Annotated in this window: 18 protein-coding genes and 1 pseudogene; 13 read left to right on the top strand and 6 right to left on the bottom strand. The window is 57.4% G+C overall.

Annotation, left to right across the window (positions count from 1 at the left end; genetic code table 11):
• The first annotated feature begins 48 nt into the window (after nucleotides 1–48).
• Genes AC07VH_RS06600 through AC07VH_RS06590 form a run of 3 tightly spaced genes read left to right on the top strand, consistent with a single transcriptional unit; the run spans nucleotide 49 to nucleotide 2623 of the window.
• Nucleotides 49–852, top strand: a complete 804-nt coding sequence (locus AC07VH_RS06600) for a sialate O-acetylesterase (RefSeq protein ID WP_494788240.1) — start codon at nucleotides 49–51, stop codon at nucleotides 850–852.
• A 15-nt stretch (nucleotides 853–867) separates the two neighbouring features.
• Entirely contained in the window at nucleotides 868–1881 is a 1014-nt protein-coding gene (locus tag AC07VH_RS06595) for an acyltransferase family protein (RefSeq protein WP_494788241.1), read from the top strand.
• Nucleotides 1865–2623 (top strand): sialate O-acetylesterase, encoded by a 759-nt coding sequence (locus tag AC07VH_RS06590; RefSeq protein ID WP_494788242.1) that lies wholly within the window; start codon nucleotides 1865–1867, stop codon nucleotides 2621–2623. The genes AC07VH_RS06595 and AC07VH_RS06590 overlap by 17 nt, the downstream gene beginning before the upstream one ends.
• Before the next feature lie 105 nt (nucleotides 2624–2728).
• On the opposite strand, the gene AC07VH_RS06585 is transcribed toward AC07VH_RS06590, so the two are convergent.
• A complete protein-coding gene (locus AC07VH_RS06585; RefSeq protein ID WP_475417911.1) occupies nucleotides 2729–2839 on the bottom strand; it encodes a cyclic pyranopterin monophosphate synthase MoaC in 111 nt (36 codons plus the stop codon).
• Nucleotides 2840–2997: 158 nt separating this feature from the next.
• On the opposite strand from AC07VH_RS06585, the pseudogene AC07VH_RS06580 reads away from it, so the two are divergent.
• Both AC07VH_RS06580 and AC07VH_RS06575 read left to right on the top strand, forming a co-directional pair.
• Nucleotides 2998–3743, top strand: a pseudogene (locus AC07VH_RS06580) (integrase core domain-containing protein); the annotation flags it as partial.
• 380 nt (nucleotides 3744–4123) lie between these two features.
• Nucleotides 4124–5041, top strand: a complete 918-nt coding sequence (locus AC07VH_RS06575) for a sialate O-acetylesterase (RefSeq protein WP_494788243.1) — start codon at nucleotides 4124–4126, stop codon at nucleotides 5039–5041.
• Nucleotides 5042–5251: 210 nt separating this feature from the next.
• Here the strand turns inward: AC07VH_RS06575 and moaC are convergent, their stop codons facing one another.
• Nucleotides 5252–5758, bottom strand: a complete 507-nt coding sequence (moaC, locus tag AC07VH_RS06570) for a cyclic pyranopterin monophosphate synthase MoaC (RefSeq protein WP_475417910.1) — start codon at nucleotides 5756–5758, stop codon at nucleotides 5252–5254.
• A gap of 186 nt (nucleotides 5759–5944) precedes the next feature.
• On the opposite strand from moaC, the gene AC07VH_RS06565 reads away from it, so the two are divergent.
• The gene (locus tag AC07VH_RS06565; RefSeq protein ID WP_494788244.1) at nucleotides 5945–7534 is read left to right on the top strand and encodes a M48 family metallopeptidase; all 1590 of its coding nucleotides are present in this window, start codon (nucleotides 5945–5947) and stop codon (nucleotides 7532–7534) included.
• A gap of 3 nt (nucleotides 7535–7537) precedes the next feature.
• Here the strand turns inward: AC07VH_RS06565 and AC07VH_RS06560 are convergent, their stop codons facing one another.
• Genes AC07VH_RS06560 through AC07VH_RS06545 form a run of 4 tightly spaced genes read right to left on the bottom strand, consistent with a single transcriptional unit; the run spans nucleotide 7538 to nucleotide 9836 of the window.
• Nucleotides 7538–8128 carry a DUF2946 family protein gene (locus AC07VH_RS06560; RefSeq protein ID WP_494788245.1) on the bottom strand — a complete coding sequence of 197 codons (591 nt, stop codon included), beginning with the start codon at nucleotides 8126–8128 and terminating at the stop codon, nucleotides 7538–7540.
• Nucleotides 8121–9158 carry a YheT family hydrolase gene (locus AC07VH_RS06555; RefSeq protein WP_494788246.1) on the bottom strand — a complete coding sequence of 346 codons (1038 nt, stop codon included), beginning with the start codon at nucleotides 9156–9158 and terminating at the stop codon, nucleotides 8121–8123. The genes AC07VH_RS06560 and AC07VH_RS06555 overlap by 8 nt, the downstream gene beginning before the upstream one ends.
• Nucleotides 9158–9583, bottom strand: coding sequence for a YybH family protein (locus tag AC07VH_RS06550; protein WP_475417905.1), 426 nt, complete (start codon nucleotides 9581–9583; stop codon nucleotides 9158–9160). Before AC07VH_RS06550 ends, AC07VH_RS06555 begins: the two co-directional genes overlap by 1 nt.
• Nucleotides 9584–9641: 58 nt before the next feature.
• Nucleotides 9642–9836, bottom strand: a complete 195-nt coding sequence (locus AC07VH_RS06545; protein ID WP_034780619.1) for a zinc-finger domain-containing protein — start codon at nucleotides 9834–9836, stop codon at nucleotides 9642–9644.
• Between the two features lie 258 nt (nucleotides 9837–10094).
• Here AC07VH_RS06545 and AC07VH_RS06540 point away from each other — a divergent pair, with 258 nt between their 5' ends.
• From AC07VH_RS06540 to purE, 7 genes are all read left to right on the top strand, one after another.
• Nucleotides 10095–10841, top strand: a complete 747-nt coding sequence (locus AC07VH_RS06540) for an AzlC family ABC transporter permease (protein ID WP_494788247.1) — start codon at nucleotides 10095–10097, stop codon at nucleotides 10839–10841.
• Nucleotides 10834–11184, top strand: coding sequence for an AzlD domain-containing protein (locus AC07VH_RS06535; protein ID WP_326458733.1), 351 nt, complete (start codon nucleotides 10834–10836; stop codon nucleotides 11182–11184). The genes AC07VH_RS06540 and AC07VH_RS06535 overlap by 8 nt, the downstream gene beginning before the upstream one ends.
• Before the next feature lie 77 nt (nucleotides 11185–11261).
• Complete coding sequence (locus AC07VH_RS06530) at nucleotides 11262–12473, top strand: phosphoglycerate kinase (protein WP_489629671.1); 1212 nt, start codon at nucleotides 11262–11264, stop codon at nucleotides 12471–12473.
• Between the two features lie 110 nt (nucleotides 12474–12583).
• Nucleotides 12584–14044, top strand: a complete 1461-nt coding sequence (gene pyk / locus AC07VH_RS06525) for a pyruvate kinase (RefSeq protein WP_475417901.1) — start codon at nucleotides 12584–12586, stop codon at nucleotides 14042–14044.
• Nucleotides 14045–14122: 78 nt separating this feature from the next.
• Nucleotides 14123–15187, top strand: coding sequence for a class II fructose-bisphosphate aldolase (fba, locus tag AC07VH_RS06520; protein ID WP_034746119.1), 1065 nt, complete (start codon nucleotides 14123–14125; stop codon nucleotides 15185–15187).
• A 106-nt stretch (nucleotides 15188–15293) separates the two neighbouring features.
• On the top strand, nucleotides 15294–16187 hold the full coding sequence (locus AC07VH_RS06515; RefSeq protein WP_034780603.1) for a phosphoribosylaminoimidazolesuccinocarboxamide synthase: 894 nt from the start codon (nucleotides 15294–15296) through the stop codon (nucleotides 16185–16187).
• Nucleotide 16188: 1 nt separating this feature from the next.
• Nucleotides 16189–16686, top strand: a complete 498-nt coding sequence (purE, locus tag AC07VH_RS06510; protein WP_475417899.1) for a 5-(carboxyamino)imidazole ribonucleotide mutase — start codon at nucleotides 16189–16191, stop codon at nucleotides 16684–16686.
• Nucleotides 16687–16689: the final 3 nt, after the last annotated feature.

Raw genomic sequence — 16689 nt, 5'->3', positions numbered from 1 at the left:
TCGAATGCAGTATGCGCGAAAAGGTGAAATTGTTCCAAGGATATTAAAATGACCTATATTATGAAAAATTTTCATTTAGTAAAATATTTATTTTTGATATTTTTTAGTTTGGTAACTAGTGCATGCGGAGGTGGTGCTGGAAGCGCTCCCGTTTCTCCTATTGTTAATCCTGTCATAAATTACCCTTTGCCGGAGATGCGAATTCTGGTTGTCGGTCAATCAATATCATCGAATTGTAATGAATATGTTTATCCTGCAGTGGAAAATGTAATGCAGGTAGGTAAAGACGGTTCAATAAAGGTTGCTAGTGATCCATTCGAATGGGCCGATTGTAAAAAAGGTTCTATGTGGATGCCATTAGGAAAAAAAATTATTGAATCTGGCCTTGCACGTAAAGTAATTTTTATGCCGATTGGCATGGCGGCTACCAAGGTCGAAGACTGGCAGGTGGGGGGCGGCGCATTTAATAAGTTGAATAGTGCTATCGCTTTGGTTCAAGCGCAGGGGATAAATTTTGACTTTGCCTTTTGGCATCAGGGCTCATCAAATTCGGGCATGGATAAGGCTGAATATATGAAGCATCTTAATTCTGTGATTGAATATACTAATAGTCGAGTCAAAATAAGCCGTTGGTTGATTGCGATCCATTCCCGTTGTGCTGGCGTATATGATCGGAATATTGAATCTGCTCAGCTATCAATTGCTAATGCTCCTAGCTTAAATCGATACCTCGGCCCAAACAATAATTTGCTGGGTGATGAATATAGATTTGATGGTTGTCATTTGAATGAAAAAGGGCAGGAAAAGATGGCATCTATGTGGCTTGATTCAATGAGAAATGTTCTTAGATAGGTGATTGGATTGTAAATGAGATCGAAGTTTAGATATTCATTGGAAAATTTTCGTGGAATTGCAATAATTTTTGTTATGTTGTCTCATATTGCATCCGTGCAGTCTATGGGTAAAGCAAGTAATTATTTATTTTTCTTTTTGGTTGATGCTACTGCCTGGTTTGTCTTTATATCAGGGTACCTTTTTTATTATCTTGAGGTTGATAAATTCAAATACTTTGATTATTTGAAAAAGAAATTGAAGTATGTCGTGCTGCCATATTTCATATTGTCCATACCGGCCATTCTTGTTGGTTTGTATTATTCTAGATATATCTTGTATGATTTGACTCCGTTGAAATATGTGATTTGGTCGTTAATTACAGGTGGGATGGTTATTGCGCCCATGTGGTTTATACCAATGATTGTTATTTTTTTCTTGTTGACTCCGGTATTTAATGTAATATCAAGAACGAAATTAATCTATGTGTTGGCAGTTGCGGGTTTGATATTTAGTGTTTTTTCATCACGCCCCGTGCATAATACAAATGCCTTCTTGTCATTTCTTCATTTCGCAGGATTTTATTTGTTGGGAATTGCCGCCGCAAAAAGTGTAGATGCCTTGGATGCGATGGCATCATCAATAAAAGAAAAAATAATTTTATTTTCCATGGTTATTTTTATAATTTCTGGATTGTTTTATCCTGGTATCGAAGGAGAGCCAGGCAGTTTTTATGATTCTTTGGGGATGATGAATTATATAATATTGGGGAAATTGGCTTTTCTTGTCGCAATTTTCTTTTTATTTGAGCTCTATTTAGACGAGGAAAAAAAATTTCTTGCTTATCTCGCAAAAATAAGCTTTGGTTTGTTTTTTATTCATGGTTTTATGAGTCAGGTGTTCGGTAAGTTTTTGCAAAATTTTGATTATTATAATCCGATTGTGAAGCTTTTTTCTGAAATTGGTGTGGTTGTTTTTGCTTCTGTAGCAGTCGTTTTTTTGCTGAAATTGGCATTGGGAAAATGGAGTCGTTATGTTATTGGCTGCTAAGTTTTTTATCGCGACAATATTTTTATTTTCTCTAAATGCGAATGCTCGAGATATTTATGTTTTGATATTGCAAGAAAATGTATCGTCGGACTGTAGGGGCGAAGTATTTGACGCAGTAGAGGGGGTGTATCAGATTGGACTAGATGGGGAGGAAATATCTCCACGGGCCGGGTTTGTGTGGGCTAATTGTATCAATGGACATGTTTTTTTGTCCTTGGGGCAGGCGATGATTCAGTCCGGTATGGGCGAGCAAGTGATTTTTATGCCAATCAGTACGCCTGGGACGAGTTTGCGTGACTGGTTATCTGGCGGAACGGCACATACAAATATGATATTGGCGCTGCAAAAAGCCAATGATAAAAATATCAGGTTTGACTATGTACTTTGGAATGGTGCTATGGTCGATGCCAGATCTTCTGCCTCTCGCTACCAAAGCGATGTGCAGAAAATTTTGAAGGACGTGAAACTTAGTACGAAAGCTGATAAATTTATTATCTCGAAAAGTATAATTTGTAATGCAGGAGAGGTGAAACGCGAGAGTAATTATCGTTGGGATCCTCTATATAAACGGTTTCCCGGTCCAGATATCGGTAGACTCGGCAAGGAGTATTTTTCAGACGATTGTAATTTAAACGACCTCGGAGAAAAAAGAATTGCACAGCTATGGCTGCAGGCGATCAAAAAAGCGAATATCGAAAACGAGCGATATCAAAAGGAGTCGTTGCTGTATTATTTTAAATAATATTTGAATAAATTTTACCCGTTCTGCAAGTATGCAATTGATCGCACAGTGAACAATTTGGTTGCAACGATAGTATTGTTCTATCTGTGTTGACGCGCATATTCGTCACGACATGGCTTGGCCGACGGCCTGGCGCATGTCGTAGATCGTCAATAAAGCGGCTTGCACGGAAATGAGCGCGTCCATTCCCATGCCCCTCATGCCTGTGGCGTTAATCTGGCTACAACTGTCATGTATGTGTTCAGTTTCGTTTGATCATATTCCTCGTCGCAGCATGGCCCTGTTCCGCGCGATAGCCGCGCTTGATGAGTTGAGCGGCGGTTTGCCACCGAGGCCGTCCCGCTGGTTGCTGCACATCGCATAAACTTTAATCCATGAGCTTATGCATTCATTCCCACGCTCGCACAATCCGGCAGGAAAGCAGGGACTCCGGCCTGTCAGTCCGCGAGGCTTCCACGCTCTTCAATTTCACCGGGGCCATGGCTGCCAAGTGGCTCAAGCTGGACGAGGTACAAGACCGTTTGCACCGGGTACATACGCTGCATACCAAGCTGAGCGCGACGCAGGAAGCGACCTTGCTGTCACTGCGCCAGTCGCTCTGTCTGCTGCTCGACGACCTGCTGCTGTACGTTGCCAGGTAATTTGCCGCAGATGCCAGGCGAAAGCTCGTGCCGCTATCTGTTCGTGGCCATTGAGCGCGTCATGTGCAGGGTATTCCTGCACATCTACGGTGACATGAGCGACGAAAGCATCGTCGGTTTCCTGCACAAGCTCAAGCTGGCCTCGCCGATCAGGGTCATCAATTTGCTGCCCGACAACGGTTTGCAATTCACCGACCGCTTCACAACAAATGACAAGAAGCCCAGTGGCCGGCACGCCCTGGATAAAGTCTGCGCCGGCATGGGCATTGAAGACCGCCCGGCACCGCCCCGGCATCTGCAAACGAATGGCATGGTCGAACGATTTAACGGCCGTGTATCAGCGAGCTGTTGCAGCAGACCAGAATCGACAGCCGGGCCGATCTGGAGCCGCCTTGTTCAACTATTTAAAGCTTTACAACCACCACAGTCCACAACGGGGCATCGGTGCAAAAACACCCATCAGAGTTTCTGATTCATGGACTGTACTGGCTCATCTATGGGTGACGGTTTTTGCCAATATCTGCTTGGTGATCCGATGTTGGTGCAGGCTCGGTCTGTGCCCTCAGCTATGTGTCGCCAGCGCCTTATATCAAGTGATGCATCAAACCTGGATGCCATATTCAATACCCATCTCTGATTTTTTGTGCTGTGCATAGATGCATGCGCAGGCAGAAATTTCATTTATTAACATAAGGCATATCTTTCGATTTTTATCAATAACGAGAGTTTGCTATTCGATATATTCATAGTGTGTTGTTGTTTCTTCCGCTATGTATGAGCAGTATCATGATTTTTACCCATGCTGCATGAAAGGTGACCTGAATGTAGACATTGACGAGCGCCGTATACGCGAGACCTGATGTTTTTTATGGATGTCAAAATGACTTCAATAATGAAAAATCCTCGTTTGTTCAGGTATCTTCTTGGGTTACATTCCGGTTTGGTCATTGCCGCATGTGGTGGTGTGGGCAGTGCTCCTGATACCGCTGTGATTATTCCCATCACTCCGGTCGCCCCTATTACCCCCATCACTCCAGATACCCCCGTCTCTCCCGTCCCTCCCTCCCCGCCCGTCACCCCTGTCATTCCAGTTACCCCCGTTATCCCGGATCCCTTGCCAGAACTACGGATTCTGGTCATCGGTCAATCGATATCGTCGAATTGCAATGAGCATGTTTATCCTGCGGCGGATAATGTATTTCAGGTAGGCAAAGATGGAACAATAAAAAATGCAAGCGATCCTTTTGAGTGGGCCGACTGCAATAAAGGATCCATGTGGATGCCGCTGGGAAAAAAGCTTATTGTGGGCGGTATCGCGCGTAAAGTTGTATTCATGCCGATTGGTGTAGGTGGAACTAAAGTGGCAGATTGGCAGGTTGGTGGTCTTGCTTTTGGAAAGCTCAATAGCGCAATTGGACTAATCCAGGCACTGGGAATTAATTTTGATTTTGCTTTTTGGCATCAAGGTTCCTCGGATTATGGTACCGATAAGGATTTATATATCCAACGATTGGGCGAGGTAATCGACTACGTCAATGGTAAAGTCAAGGTGAAGCGCTGGATGATTGCGGTACATTCTCGTTGCGGGGCATATGATCGCAATATCGAATCTGCTCAACTAAAGTTTGGCAATGCCCCTGATTTGAAGCGTTATCCCGGACCAAACACTAATTTGCTGGGTGATGAGTATAGGTTTGATGCTTGTCATCTAAACGAAAAAGGACAGGAAAAAATGTCGTCGATGTGGCTTGATTCGATGAAAGCTGCTCTTGAATGAGCCGACGTAATCAGCATATGCTGTTTGAGCAGCAATCCCATGAGATATTTGCGTGAAAATTAAGCGGCCCTCATTCCTTTGGCCCAGCGATAGCCGACATGGTGCCGGTGGCCTTGCCCGTCTTCATGAAAGCGCCACGTCTGTGCCGGTGTGGCACAGAGTCTCCACGATCCTACGTGTTAATTCAGCGCGTCTGCTTGCCGCTGAAATTCACACTGCCGCCGTCCAATCGCCCGACTTGCCGCCATGCTTTTCCAGCACGCGCACATTCGTCATGACCATGCCCCGGTCGACGGCCTTGCACATGTCGTAGATCGTCAGCAAGCCGATCTGCACCGACGTCAGCGCTTCCATCTCCACGCCCGTCTTGCCCGTCGTGTCGACCTGGGCGCGGCAGTGCACGCTGTTGGCCGCTTCATCCACGTCGAAATCGACGGTGACGCGCGTGAGCGCCAGCGGGTGGCACAGGGGAATCAGGTCGCTGGTGCGCTTGGCGCCCATGATGGCGGCGATGCGGGCGATGCCCAGCACGTCGCCCTTTTTCGCATTGCCGGAAATGATCAATGCCAGGGTGGCGGGCTGCATGCGGATGGTGCCGGCGGCCACGGCGCTGCGGCGCGTCTCTTCCTTGCTGCCCACATCCACCATATGGGCCTGGCCCGTGGCGTCGAAATGGGTCAGTTCCCCGGCGGGGGCTTGCTTGTCTGCTGTTGTCATGGCGTCAAAATAGATGAGGGAACGGGGGCGCGGCACGTCCGGCCACCACGTCATGCCACTGGCATGGCGCGTGGGAATGGGCGCCGCTAACAAGGTATGATAGCACCCGTGAATTCAAAAACTCCCCTTCCGATCGTCCCTGAAAACGCCGGCACGGCATGGTTGCGCGGCTCCCGGCGCGCATCCATGCTGGCGGCATTGTGGCTGGCGGCGCCGTTTGCGCTGGCGCAAACCTATACGTCCGCGCCTGCGGCGCCGGCCGCCGGCGCGGCGGCCAAGCCTGCCGGCAGCTGGACGCCGCTGGCCGTGCCGCCGGCGCCGAATCTGCCGAACCTGGGCGATACGTCGCGCGAAGACCTGTCGCCGGCGATGGAGCGCAAGATCGGCGAGGAAATCATGCGCGGCATCCGCGGCGACCGCGACTATCTCGACGACGCGCCCTTGCTCGAATACCTGAATACCTTCGGCAACGCCCTCGTGGCGGCGCGCCCCAGCGTGCGCGGCGAAACGAATTACGACTATTTCTTCTTTGCCGTGCGCGATCCCCAGTTGAATGCGTTTGCCCTGCCGGGCGGTTTCATCGGCGTGCACTCGGCCCTCGTGCTGGCGGCGCAAACGGAGGCGGAACTGGCTTCCGTGCTGTCGCACGAGATCGGCCACGTGGCGCAGCGCCATATCGCGCGCATGCTGGGCCAGCAGCGCCAGGATGCCCTGATGCCGCTGGCGGCCATGCTGCTGGCGGCGCTCGCTTCGCGCGCGGGCGGCGACGTGGCCATGGGCGTGTTTGCCGCCGGCCAGGGCCTGGCCATCCAGCGCCAGCTCAATTTCGGCCGCGACGCCGAGCGCGAGGCCGACCGCATCGGTTTCCAGATCATGGGCGAAGCCGGTTTCGACACCACCGGCATGGTGGCCTTCTTCGGCCGCATGCAGGCGGCCAGCCGTTCGTACAGCGACCTGATGCCCGCCTACCTGCAAACCCACCCGCTGACGACGGAACGCATCGCCGACATCCAGGCGCGCATCCGCGAGCAGCCCTACAAGCAGCGTGCGGACAGCCTGAGTTTTCACCTGGCCCGGGCGCGCGCCCGCGTGCTGCAGGATGAAAGCGTGCAAGGCCTGCTGAACGCCAAGGCCGTCTTCAAGACGCAGCTGGAACAGCAAAGCCGCTTCCAGGTGACGGCCGCCCATTACGGCTTGTCCTTTGTCGCCGTCAAGCAGGGCAAGCCGGCGGAGGCGCAAAAGGAGCTCGATGCGGCCAATGCGGCCCTGCACCAGCCGGCCGGACCCAACGTGTTCACATCGGGCGGCACGCAGGGCCCCAATTCCCTGCTGGCGGCGATGGGGCTGGAAGTGCTGCTGATGCCGGCGCAAAAGAAGGAAGTGGCGCCACAGGCTTTGAAGGCGGCCGATGCGGCGCGCCAGCAGTTTCCCCTCTCGCGCGGCATTGCCCACCAGTATGCGGAAGCGCTGATGGCTGCCGGCAAGCTGGAGCAGGCAACCTTGTACCTGCGCGAGCAGGTGCAGCTCTACAAGGAAGAGCCGGAACTGTACGATTTACTGGCGAAAGCCTATGCGGAGCAGGGCAAGATGACCTTGCAGCACATGGCGCTGGCCGAATCCTACGTGCTGCAGGGCGCCACGATGGCCGCGCTGGACCAGCTGACGATCGCCCGCAAGTCGACGGATGCGACCTTCTATGACCAGGCCGTGATCGATGCGCGCGAGCGCGAATTGCAGGAAAAGCGCCGCGAACAGATCAAGGACCAGAAGGGCTGACGCCTATTCGGCTTGCGGCATCGGCTGGAAGTCGAAGGTTTGCGGCACGGCGTCATAGCGCAGCGGCTGCACGGCGATCTCCTTGCCGTCATGCAATAGAGTCAGCTTGCCCCGGCGCTCTTCCAGCCACGCCAGCAAGGCCTCGTCGCTGGCCGCCTGGCCATCGACGTGCAGGGCGTCCAGCACTTGCGCCATGTCGCGGTCATCGACCTGCGCCACGATATGATCGTTGCGCAGGATCAAGACGCCGTTGTCGCACCAATACACCTGCTCGATCTGTTCCAGCGGCGCGCCCGTCTGCAAGACAAAACCGTGCCGCGGATCGCTGCGGGCGATGTAGGGCGTCGCTTCCAGATCTACATACACGCGCTGCGGGCCGTTCTGGAAGAACCAGCAGCCGCGTTCGTCATGGCCGTAATTGCGGTTGATAAATCCCAGCAGTGCTGCATGGGCGATCTTGTCGCCAGGCAGTTGTCTCTGTTGCGCCTGCTGGTCGCGCATGCGCCAGTGGCCGCGCGCGTCCAGGCCCAGCCAGCCGTAGCAGTGCGGTACGTTCGGCCATTTGGCCAGGGCCTGCTTGACGAGTTCATCCATGTGTAGCGTTTTCCGTGTGCGTTTGCGAACTGCCAGCGTGACAGCTTTGCGGCGTCGATGGCGCCGTGTTGCCACCTTCAAAAAAATGGAGCAGGCGCTGCGGCAGCCAGCGTGTGCTTCCCGGTAACTTACCTGCCGCAAAGCCGACGTGGCCGCCGTGGCGCGGATACTCGAGCGTGACTGTCGGCGCGGCGCTGTGCGGCAGGAAGCGCCCGGGCAGGAAGGGGTCGTTTTGCGCGTTCAGCACCAGGGTCGGCACGGTGATGTCCTGCAAGACGTGCTTGGCGCTGGCGCGGTGCCAGTAATCGTCGGCGTCGCGGTAGCCGTGCAGGGGCGCCGTGACGACATTGTCGAAGGCGTGCAAGTCGCGCGCGGCCAGCATGGCGTCGCGCGCAAACAGGCCGGGGAATTGCTCCAGCTTGGCCAGGCATTTCGGTTTGAGCGTGTTCAAAAACATGCGCGTGTAGAACCGGTTGGCGCCGGACGACAGGGCCTTGCCCCCTTGCGCCAGGTCCAGCGGGGCGGACACGGCCGCCGCCGCATCGATGAAATCGGCCTGGTGCTGCGACTGGCCCAGCCAGCACAGCAGGGCGTTGCCGCCCAGCGAGACGCCGGCCGCGTAAAACTTGCCTGTCGCGCGTGGGCGCAGGCGCTGCACGATCCAGTCCACTTCCTGCGCATCGCCCGAATGGTAAAAGCGGGGCGCCAGATTCGCTTCGCCCGAGCAGCCGCGAAAATGCGGCACGGCGCCCGACCAGCCGCGCGCGGCCACCTCGGCCATCAGGGCGCGCGCGTAATGGCTGTTCGACGAGCCTTCCAGGCCGTGGAACAGCAGCACGAAGGGCTGGCCCGGCTGGCCGTCGACCAGGTCGACGTCGACGAAGTCGCCATCGGGCGCTTGCCAGCGTTCACGGCGGAAGGCCACGGCCGGCTTGGCGAGGCACACGGCAGGATAAATCGTCTGCGCGTGGCCGCCTGGCAGCCACAGCGGGGCGGTGTAGGGGGCGTTGTCAATAAGAGGCAAAGACATCAGTGCAGGATCTGCGTCCCCGCAACGTCGGCCGGCGCGCCACCGGGGGCGATGGAGGCGTGGTGCAGCACAATGCGCCAGCCGCGCGGCGTTTTCACGTACACATTCGTCGCCAGCAAGTGCGCCGGGCCGCCTTCTTCCTGGGTGACGCCTTCGATGACGGTGTGCACCGAACTCATCAGATTGTGCGTTTCATGCAGCTGCGCCGGCACGATGTGCAGGCCGCCGCCCGCCAGGATGGTTTCCCACGAGGCGCGGATGGCGGCATGGCCGATCAGGCGCGCGCCGCCCGGGTGGATGCAGACGATCTCTTCATCGTCCGCCCATAGCGCCATCAGCGCTTCGAGGTCGGCGCGGTGCAAGGCATCGTAGAACGCCGTTTCGACTTCGGCGGCGCTGCCATTGAGTTCTTTCAGACGTTTCATGACGACTCCGGGCTGGTGCACATAAAAACGGCGCGCTGGGGGCGCGCCGCTGGGCAGTTTAATGGTGGCCGGCGCTGGCGCCTTCCTTCAGGGTGTAGGCCGTGCCGCAGTACGGGCACTTGGCGATACCGTCTTTGTTGAATTCCAGGAACACGCGCGGATGCGACGACCACAGCGGCATGGCCGGGTTAGGGCAGTGGGCTGGCAAGTCTTTACTGTCGAGTTCGACCGCTGGCTGGGTGGTTTTTGTCATCTTGTCATGCTCCGTGAGGCTGTATGGAAGGAAGTCGGCTGCTGCCAAAACCACGATTTTAACGGATTCAGGCAGACAGCAAAAATCATGGCTAAAATGGCGGCTTGATCATCTTCGGCTGCGGCGCGGGTTTTCGCGGAAATATGGCAGCTGCAGCGCCACACTGACTGGATTTGCCTTGCCGGTATCACCGTTGCCGCCCATGTCGTCTTGCACCATTGTTGTGCAGTTACCACACTCAGCCTGCCGGGGACTCGCATGAACACCCGCGTGAACGCCGTCCCGGCCCCCAACGACGATGCCTTGCTGAAAGATGCCTGGCGTGCCGGCCTGAACCTGGGGGCACCCACCCTGCTGGGCATTGCCGCCTGGGGCATGGTGGTGGGTGTGGCCATGGTGAAAAGCGGCCTGACCGTCGCGCAGGCGGGCGCCATGACCCTGTTTGTCTTTGCCGGCTCGGCCCAGCTCGCGTCCTTGCCCCTGCTGGCCGCGCAAGCGCCCGTGTGGGTGATCTTCGCCACGGCCCTCGTCGTCAATTTGCGGTTTGTTATCTTTTCCGTGCTGCTGGCCCCCCATTTCGCCCATCTGCCGTGGCGCCAGCGCTTCGCGCTCGGCTATGTGGCGGGCGACATCACCGTGGGCCTGTTCCTGCAGCGCTACCCGCATGAAACGCCGGACCCGGCCAAACTGCCTTTCCTGAAAGGCTTGATCTACCCGAACTGGCTGGCCTGGCAAACCGGTTCCTTCATCGGCATCGTGCTGGGCGCTATCGTGCCGGCCGAATGGGGTCTGGGCTTTGCCGGGACCCTGGCGATCCTGTGCGTGACGATACCGCTGATCCTCAGCCGCGCCGCCCTGTGCGGCGTGCTGGTGGCGGGCGCGGTCGCCGTGCTGGCCTTCAGCCTGCCCTATAAACTGGGCTTGCTGGTGGCCGTGGTGGTGGGCATGGTCAGCGCCATGGCCGTGGAAGAATTGACAGAAAAATGGACAAAACGCCATGTTTGACGGCATAGCCTGGGGCAGGAGCGACGTGTGGATCGCCATCGCCGTGCTGGTGGTGGCCACGGCCGCCACGCGCAGCACCTTCTGGCTGATCGGCCACCACATCACCATTCCGCGCCGCGTGGGCGAGATGCTGCGCTATGCGCCGGCCTGCGCGCTGGCGGCCATCATCGCGCCCGACATGCTGATGGAGGGGCAGCAAATCCACTTGGAGTTGTCGAATCTGAAACTCTTGTCGGGTATTGCCGCCACGCTCTTTTTCGTGATCCGCCGCAATATGCTGCAAACCATCGTCTTCGGCATGCTGGTTTTCACGGGCTTGCGACTGTTGCACGTTTTTCAGTAAAGCGGGACAAATCGGGGATTTGGTCTGGTCATTGCGGTAAAATAGCGCACTTCCTTCCACTCGTCATCTGGATCGCCATGTCAGCTGTTCTCAACTTCATCCGTCTGCAAGATTTGATCGCCCAAAATGCACTGCAAGGCAAGCGCGTGTTTATCCGCGCCGACCTGAACGTCCCGCAAGATGACAGTGGCAAGATCACCGAAGATACGCGCATCCGCGCGTCGGTGCCGGCCATCCGTGCCGCCCTCGACGCTGGCGCCGCCGTCATGGTGACGTCGCACCTGGGCCGTCCGACGGAAGGCGAGTTCAAGCCGGCCGACAGCCTGGCGCCCGTGGCGGCCCGCCTGTCCGAGCTGCTGGGCCAGGAAGTTGCACTGAAACAAGACTGGGTCGATGGCGCCGGCCTGGAAAACCTGGCCGCCGGCCAGGTGGTCCTGCTGGAAAACGTGCGCGTCAACAAGGGCGAAAAGAAAAACAGCGATGAGCTGGCGCAAAAAATGGCGAAATTGTGCGATATCTACGTCAATGACGCGTTTGGCACGGCCCACCGCGCCGAGGCGTCCACACACGGCATCGCCAAGTTCGCCCCTGTCGCCTGCGCCGGCCCGCTGCTGGCCGCCGAACTCGATGCGCTGGGGAAAGCGCTGCACGCGCCGGCCCGTCCATTGCTGGCCATTGTTGCTGGTTCGAAAGTATCGAGCAAGCTGACCATCCTGAAAGCCCTGTCCGACAAGGTCGATAACCTGATCGTCGGCGGCGGCATCGCCAACACCTTCATGAAAGCCGTTGGCTTGAATGTCGGCAAGTCGCTGGTGGAAGCGGAACTCGTCGACGAAGCGAAAGCCATCATCGACATCATGGCCAAACGGGGCGCGCAAGTGCCGATTCCCGTCGACGTCGTGTGCGCCAAGGAGTTTTCGCCGACAGCCGCCGCCACCGTCAAGGACGTGGCCGACGTGGCGGATGACGACATGATCCTCGATATCGGCCCGAAAACGGCGGCCCTGCTGGCGCAGCAGATCGCCGCCGCCGGCACCATCGTGTGGAACGGCCCCGTTGGCGTGTTCGAGTTCGACCAGTTCGGCAACGGCACCAAGACCCTGGCCCTGGCCATTGCCGAGTCGAAAGCATTCTCGATCGCCGGCGGTGGCGACACCCTGGCGGCGATTGCCAAATACGACATTACGGATAAAATCAGCTATATCTCGACGGGCGGCGGCGCTTTCCTGGAGTTCCTGGAAGGCAAGACTTTGCCTGCAGTGGAAATTCTCATGCAACGTGCTGGCTGATCCAGCCTGACTGTAGTGCCACCAAGCGCAGCCTGACCGCTGCGCTTTTACCTTGCCGGCTGCTGTCTCAAACCGGCCTTGCTCACCTTCGCTCGCGCACAAGGATTCCTATGCCACGTGGTACAAAAATCGTAGCAACAATCGGCCCCGCCTCCACCGACTTCGATATCCTGGTCAAAATGATACGTGCGGGCGTCGATGTGGTGCGCTTGAATTTTTCCCACGGCAAGGCGCAGGACCATATCGACCGCGCCGCGCTGGTGCGCCTGGCGGCGGCCGAGTGCGGCCGCGAAGTGGCCATCATGGCCGATATGCAAGGGCCGAAGATTCGCGTCGGCAAGTTTGAAAACACCCGCATCCAGCTGGAAGCGGGCGAGCGCTTCATCCTCGACGCCAAGTGGGGAGAAAACGGCGAGTTGGGCAACCAGGAACGGGTCGGCCTCGACTACAAGGCCCTGCCGCGCGACCTGCACAAGGGCGACGTGCTGCTGCTGAACGACGGCCTCATCGTGCTGATCGTCGAGCGCATCCACGGCAGCGAAATCCACACCACCGTCAAGATCGGCGGCGAGCTGTCGAACAACAAGGGCATCAACCGCCAGGGCGGCGGCCTGTCCGCGCCCGCGCTGACGGCCAAGGATATGGAAGATATCAAGACGGCCATGAGTTTCCAGGCCGACTATCTGGCCATTTCCTTCCCGAAATGCGCGACCGACATGGAAATGGCGCGCCAGCTGGCCAATATCGCGGGCGAACCGTACCACCACAAGCCGATGATGATCGCCAAGATCGAGCGCGCGGAAGCCATTCCTGCCCTGCAGGAAATCCTCGACGCTTCCGACGGCATCATGGTGGCCCGTGGCGACCTGGCCGTGGAAGTGGGCAATGCGGCCGTGCCGGCCTTGCAAAAGCGCATGATCAAGATGGCGCGCGCGTCGAACAAGCTGGCCATCACGGCCACGCAGATGATGGAGTCGATGATCGTCAACGCCGTGCCGACCCGCGCGGAAGTGTCCGACGTGGCGAATGCCGTGCTCGACGGCACGGATGCCGTCATGACGTCGGCGGAAACGGCCTCGGGCAAGTACCCGATCGAGACGGTGGAAATGATGGCTGCCATCTGCGTGGAAGCGGAACAGTCCGAATACAACAAGCTCGATGCCGATTTCCTCAACGTCACGTTTACCCGCATCGACCAGTCGATCGCCTACGGCGCCCTGTTTACAGCCCATCACCTGCGCGTAAAAGCCATCGTGGCGCTGACGGAATCCGGTTCCACCGCCTTGTGGATGAGCCGCCACAGCATCGACACGCCGATCTACGCGCTCACGCCCAGCGTCACGACTTTGCGCAAAGCCGCGCTGTACCGCAATGTTCGGGCGTATCATCTGATGCAGAACGCTCCCAGCGCGCAAGTGCTGAAGCTGGCGGAAGATTTACTCGTGGAACAGGGCATCGTCAGGAAGGGCGACATGATCGTCGTCACCTGGGGCGAGCCGATGGGCCAGGTGGGTGGCACGAATGCATTGAAAATCGTCAAGGTTGGCGACCTCGATGCCGTGCTGATCTGAGGTAAAGAATTCAGGCGCCGCCGCGGTCATGAACCGCGAAGCGCCGCAATGGTTTCTATTGTTATCTGGAGTATTACCATGTCTCTCGTATCCATGCGTCAACTGCTGGACCATGCCGCCGAAAACGGTTATGGCATTCCTGCTTTCAACGTCAACAACCTGGAACAAGTGCAAGCCATCATGGCCGCCGCCGATGCCTTGAACTCGCCGGTGATCATGCAGGCGTCCGCTGGCGCGCGCAAGTACGCCGGTGAAGCCTTCCTGCGCCACCTGATCGACGCCGCCGTCGAAGCGTATCCGCACATTCCCGTCGTCATGCACCAGGATCACGGCCAGTCGCCAGCCGTCTGCATGGCCGCCATCCGCTCGGGTTTTACTTCCGTGATGATGGACGGTTCGCTGGAAGCGGATGGCAAGTCGGTCGCCTCCTACGAATACAACGTGGAAGTGTCGCGTGAAGTGGTGAAATTCTCGCACGCCATCGGCGTGACGGTGGAAGCGGAACTGGGCGTGCTCGGTTCGCTGGAAACCATGAAGGGCGACAAGGAAGACGGCCACGGCGCCGACGGCACCATGACGCGCGAGCAACTGTTGACGGACGTGGCGCAAGCGGCCGACTTCGTGCAGCGTACCCAGTGCGACGCCCTGGCCATCGCCATCGGCACCTCGCACGGCGCCTACAAATTCACGCGCAAGCCGACGGGCGACATCCTGGCCATCGACCGCATCAAGGAAATCCACGCGCGCATCCCGAACACCCATCTGGTGATGCATGGTTCCTCGTCGGTGCCGCAGGAATTGCTGGCCATCATCCGCGAATTCGGCGGCGACATGAAGGAAACCTACGGCGTGCCAGTGGAAGAAATCCAGGAAGGCATCCGTCACGGCGTGCGCAAGATCAACATCGACACCGACATCCGCCTGGCGATGACGGCCGCGATCCGCAAGTACCTGTTTGAAAACCCATCGAAATTCGACCCGCGCGACTACCTGAAGCCAGCCCGTCTTGCTGCAGAGCAAATCGTGCGCGCCCGCATGCAGGCATTCGGCTGCGAAGGCCAGGCGTCGAAAATCAAGGCCATGCCACTGGAAAAAATGGCCGAGCGCTACAAGGCCGGCGAGCTGTCGCAAATTGTGAAGTAAAATTCTGTCTGGAACGGGCCGGAAGCAATGCTCCGTGCCCGATTTTCTCGACCGGCGGGCGCCTTCCCTGCCTGCCGGTTTCGTTTCATCCAACTATTCCCCCGCTATGAACAGCCTCTATCAGACTTCCATCCACTCCCTGCCATTGCTGGGCCACGGCAAGGTCCGCGACAACTACGCCGTTGGCGACGACAAGATACTGATCGTCACCACGGACCGCCTGTCGGCCTTCGATGTCGTCATGAACGAGCCTATCCCCGGCAAGGGCAAGGTCCTCAACCAGATGAGCGACTTCTGGTTCGAGAAACTGGGCCATATCGTGCCGAACCACCTGACCGGCGTGGCGCCGGAATCCGTGGTGGCGCCCGAGGAAGTGGAGCAAGTCAAGGGCCGCGCCGTGGTGGCCAAGCGCTTGAAGCCGATCATGGTCGAGGCAGTCGTGCGCGGCTACATCATCGGTTCGGGCTGGAAAGATTACCAGGACACGGGCAGCATCTGCGGCATCGCGCTGCCGGCGGGCCTGCAACAGGCGGAAAAGCTGCCGGAACCGATCTTCACCCCGGCGGCCAAGGCCGAGCTGGGCGAGCATGACGAAAACATCAGCTTTGCTGAAATGGAAGAGCGCATCGGCGCCGACCTGGCCGCCAAGATGCGCGACGTCGCCATTGCCCTGTACAAGACGGCCGCCGAGTACGCGGCCACGCGCGGCATCATCATCGCCGACACCAAGTTTGAATTCGGCCTGGACGACAATGGCGTCATGCATCTGATGGATGAAGTGCTGACGGCCGACTCCTCGCGCTTCTGGCCCGCCGATTCCTACCAGCCCGGCATTTCGCCGCCCTCGTTCGACAAGCAATTCGTGCGCGACTACCTGGAAACGCTGACCTGGGGCAAGACCGCACCGGCGCCCGCGCTGCCGGCCGACGTCATCGAAAAAACCCAGGCCAAGTACTTCGAAGCCATCGAACGCCTGACGGGCGAGAAGCTGAAGGCCTGAGATGACTGAGCAGAATAAGCCGCTGGTCGGCGTCATCATGGGCTCGTCCTCGGATTGGGACGTGATGCAGAATGCTGTTGCAATGCTGAAACAGTTTGGCGTGCCATACGAAGCGCAGGTCATTTCCGCGCACCGCATGCCCGACGAGATGTATGCGTACGCGAAAAGCGCGCGCGCGCGCGGCTTGCGCGCCATCATCGCCGGCGCCGGCGGCGCCGCCCACCTGCCTGGCATGGTGGCGGCGATGACCATCGTGCCCGTGCTGGGCGTGCCCGTGCCATCGAAATACCTGCGCGGCGAAGATTCCATGCTGTCGATCCTGCAAATGCCCAAGGGCGTGCCCGTGGCCACCTTCGCCATCGGCGAAGCGGGCGCGGCCAATGCTGCGCTGACGGCGGTGGCGATGCTTGCCGCCAACGACGACGCCCTGGCCGACCGCCTGGAAGCCTTCCGCGCCACGCAAACGGCCGCCGCCAAGGCCATGGTCTTGCCTGAATAATGT

Source organism: Janthinobacterium sp. GW821-FHT03C10, assembly GCF_059420865.1.
The sequence above is the reverse complement of the archived record's forward strand: the minus strand, read 5'-3'. Positions and strand labels throughout refer to the sequence as shown.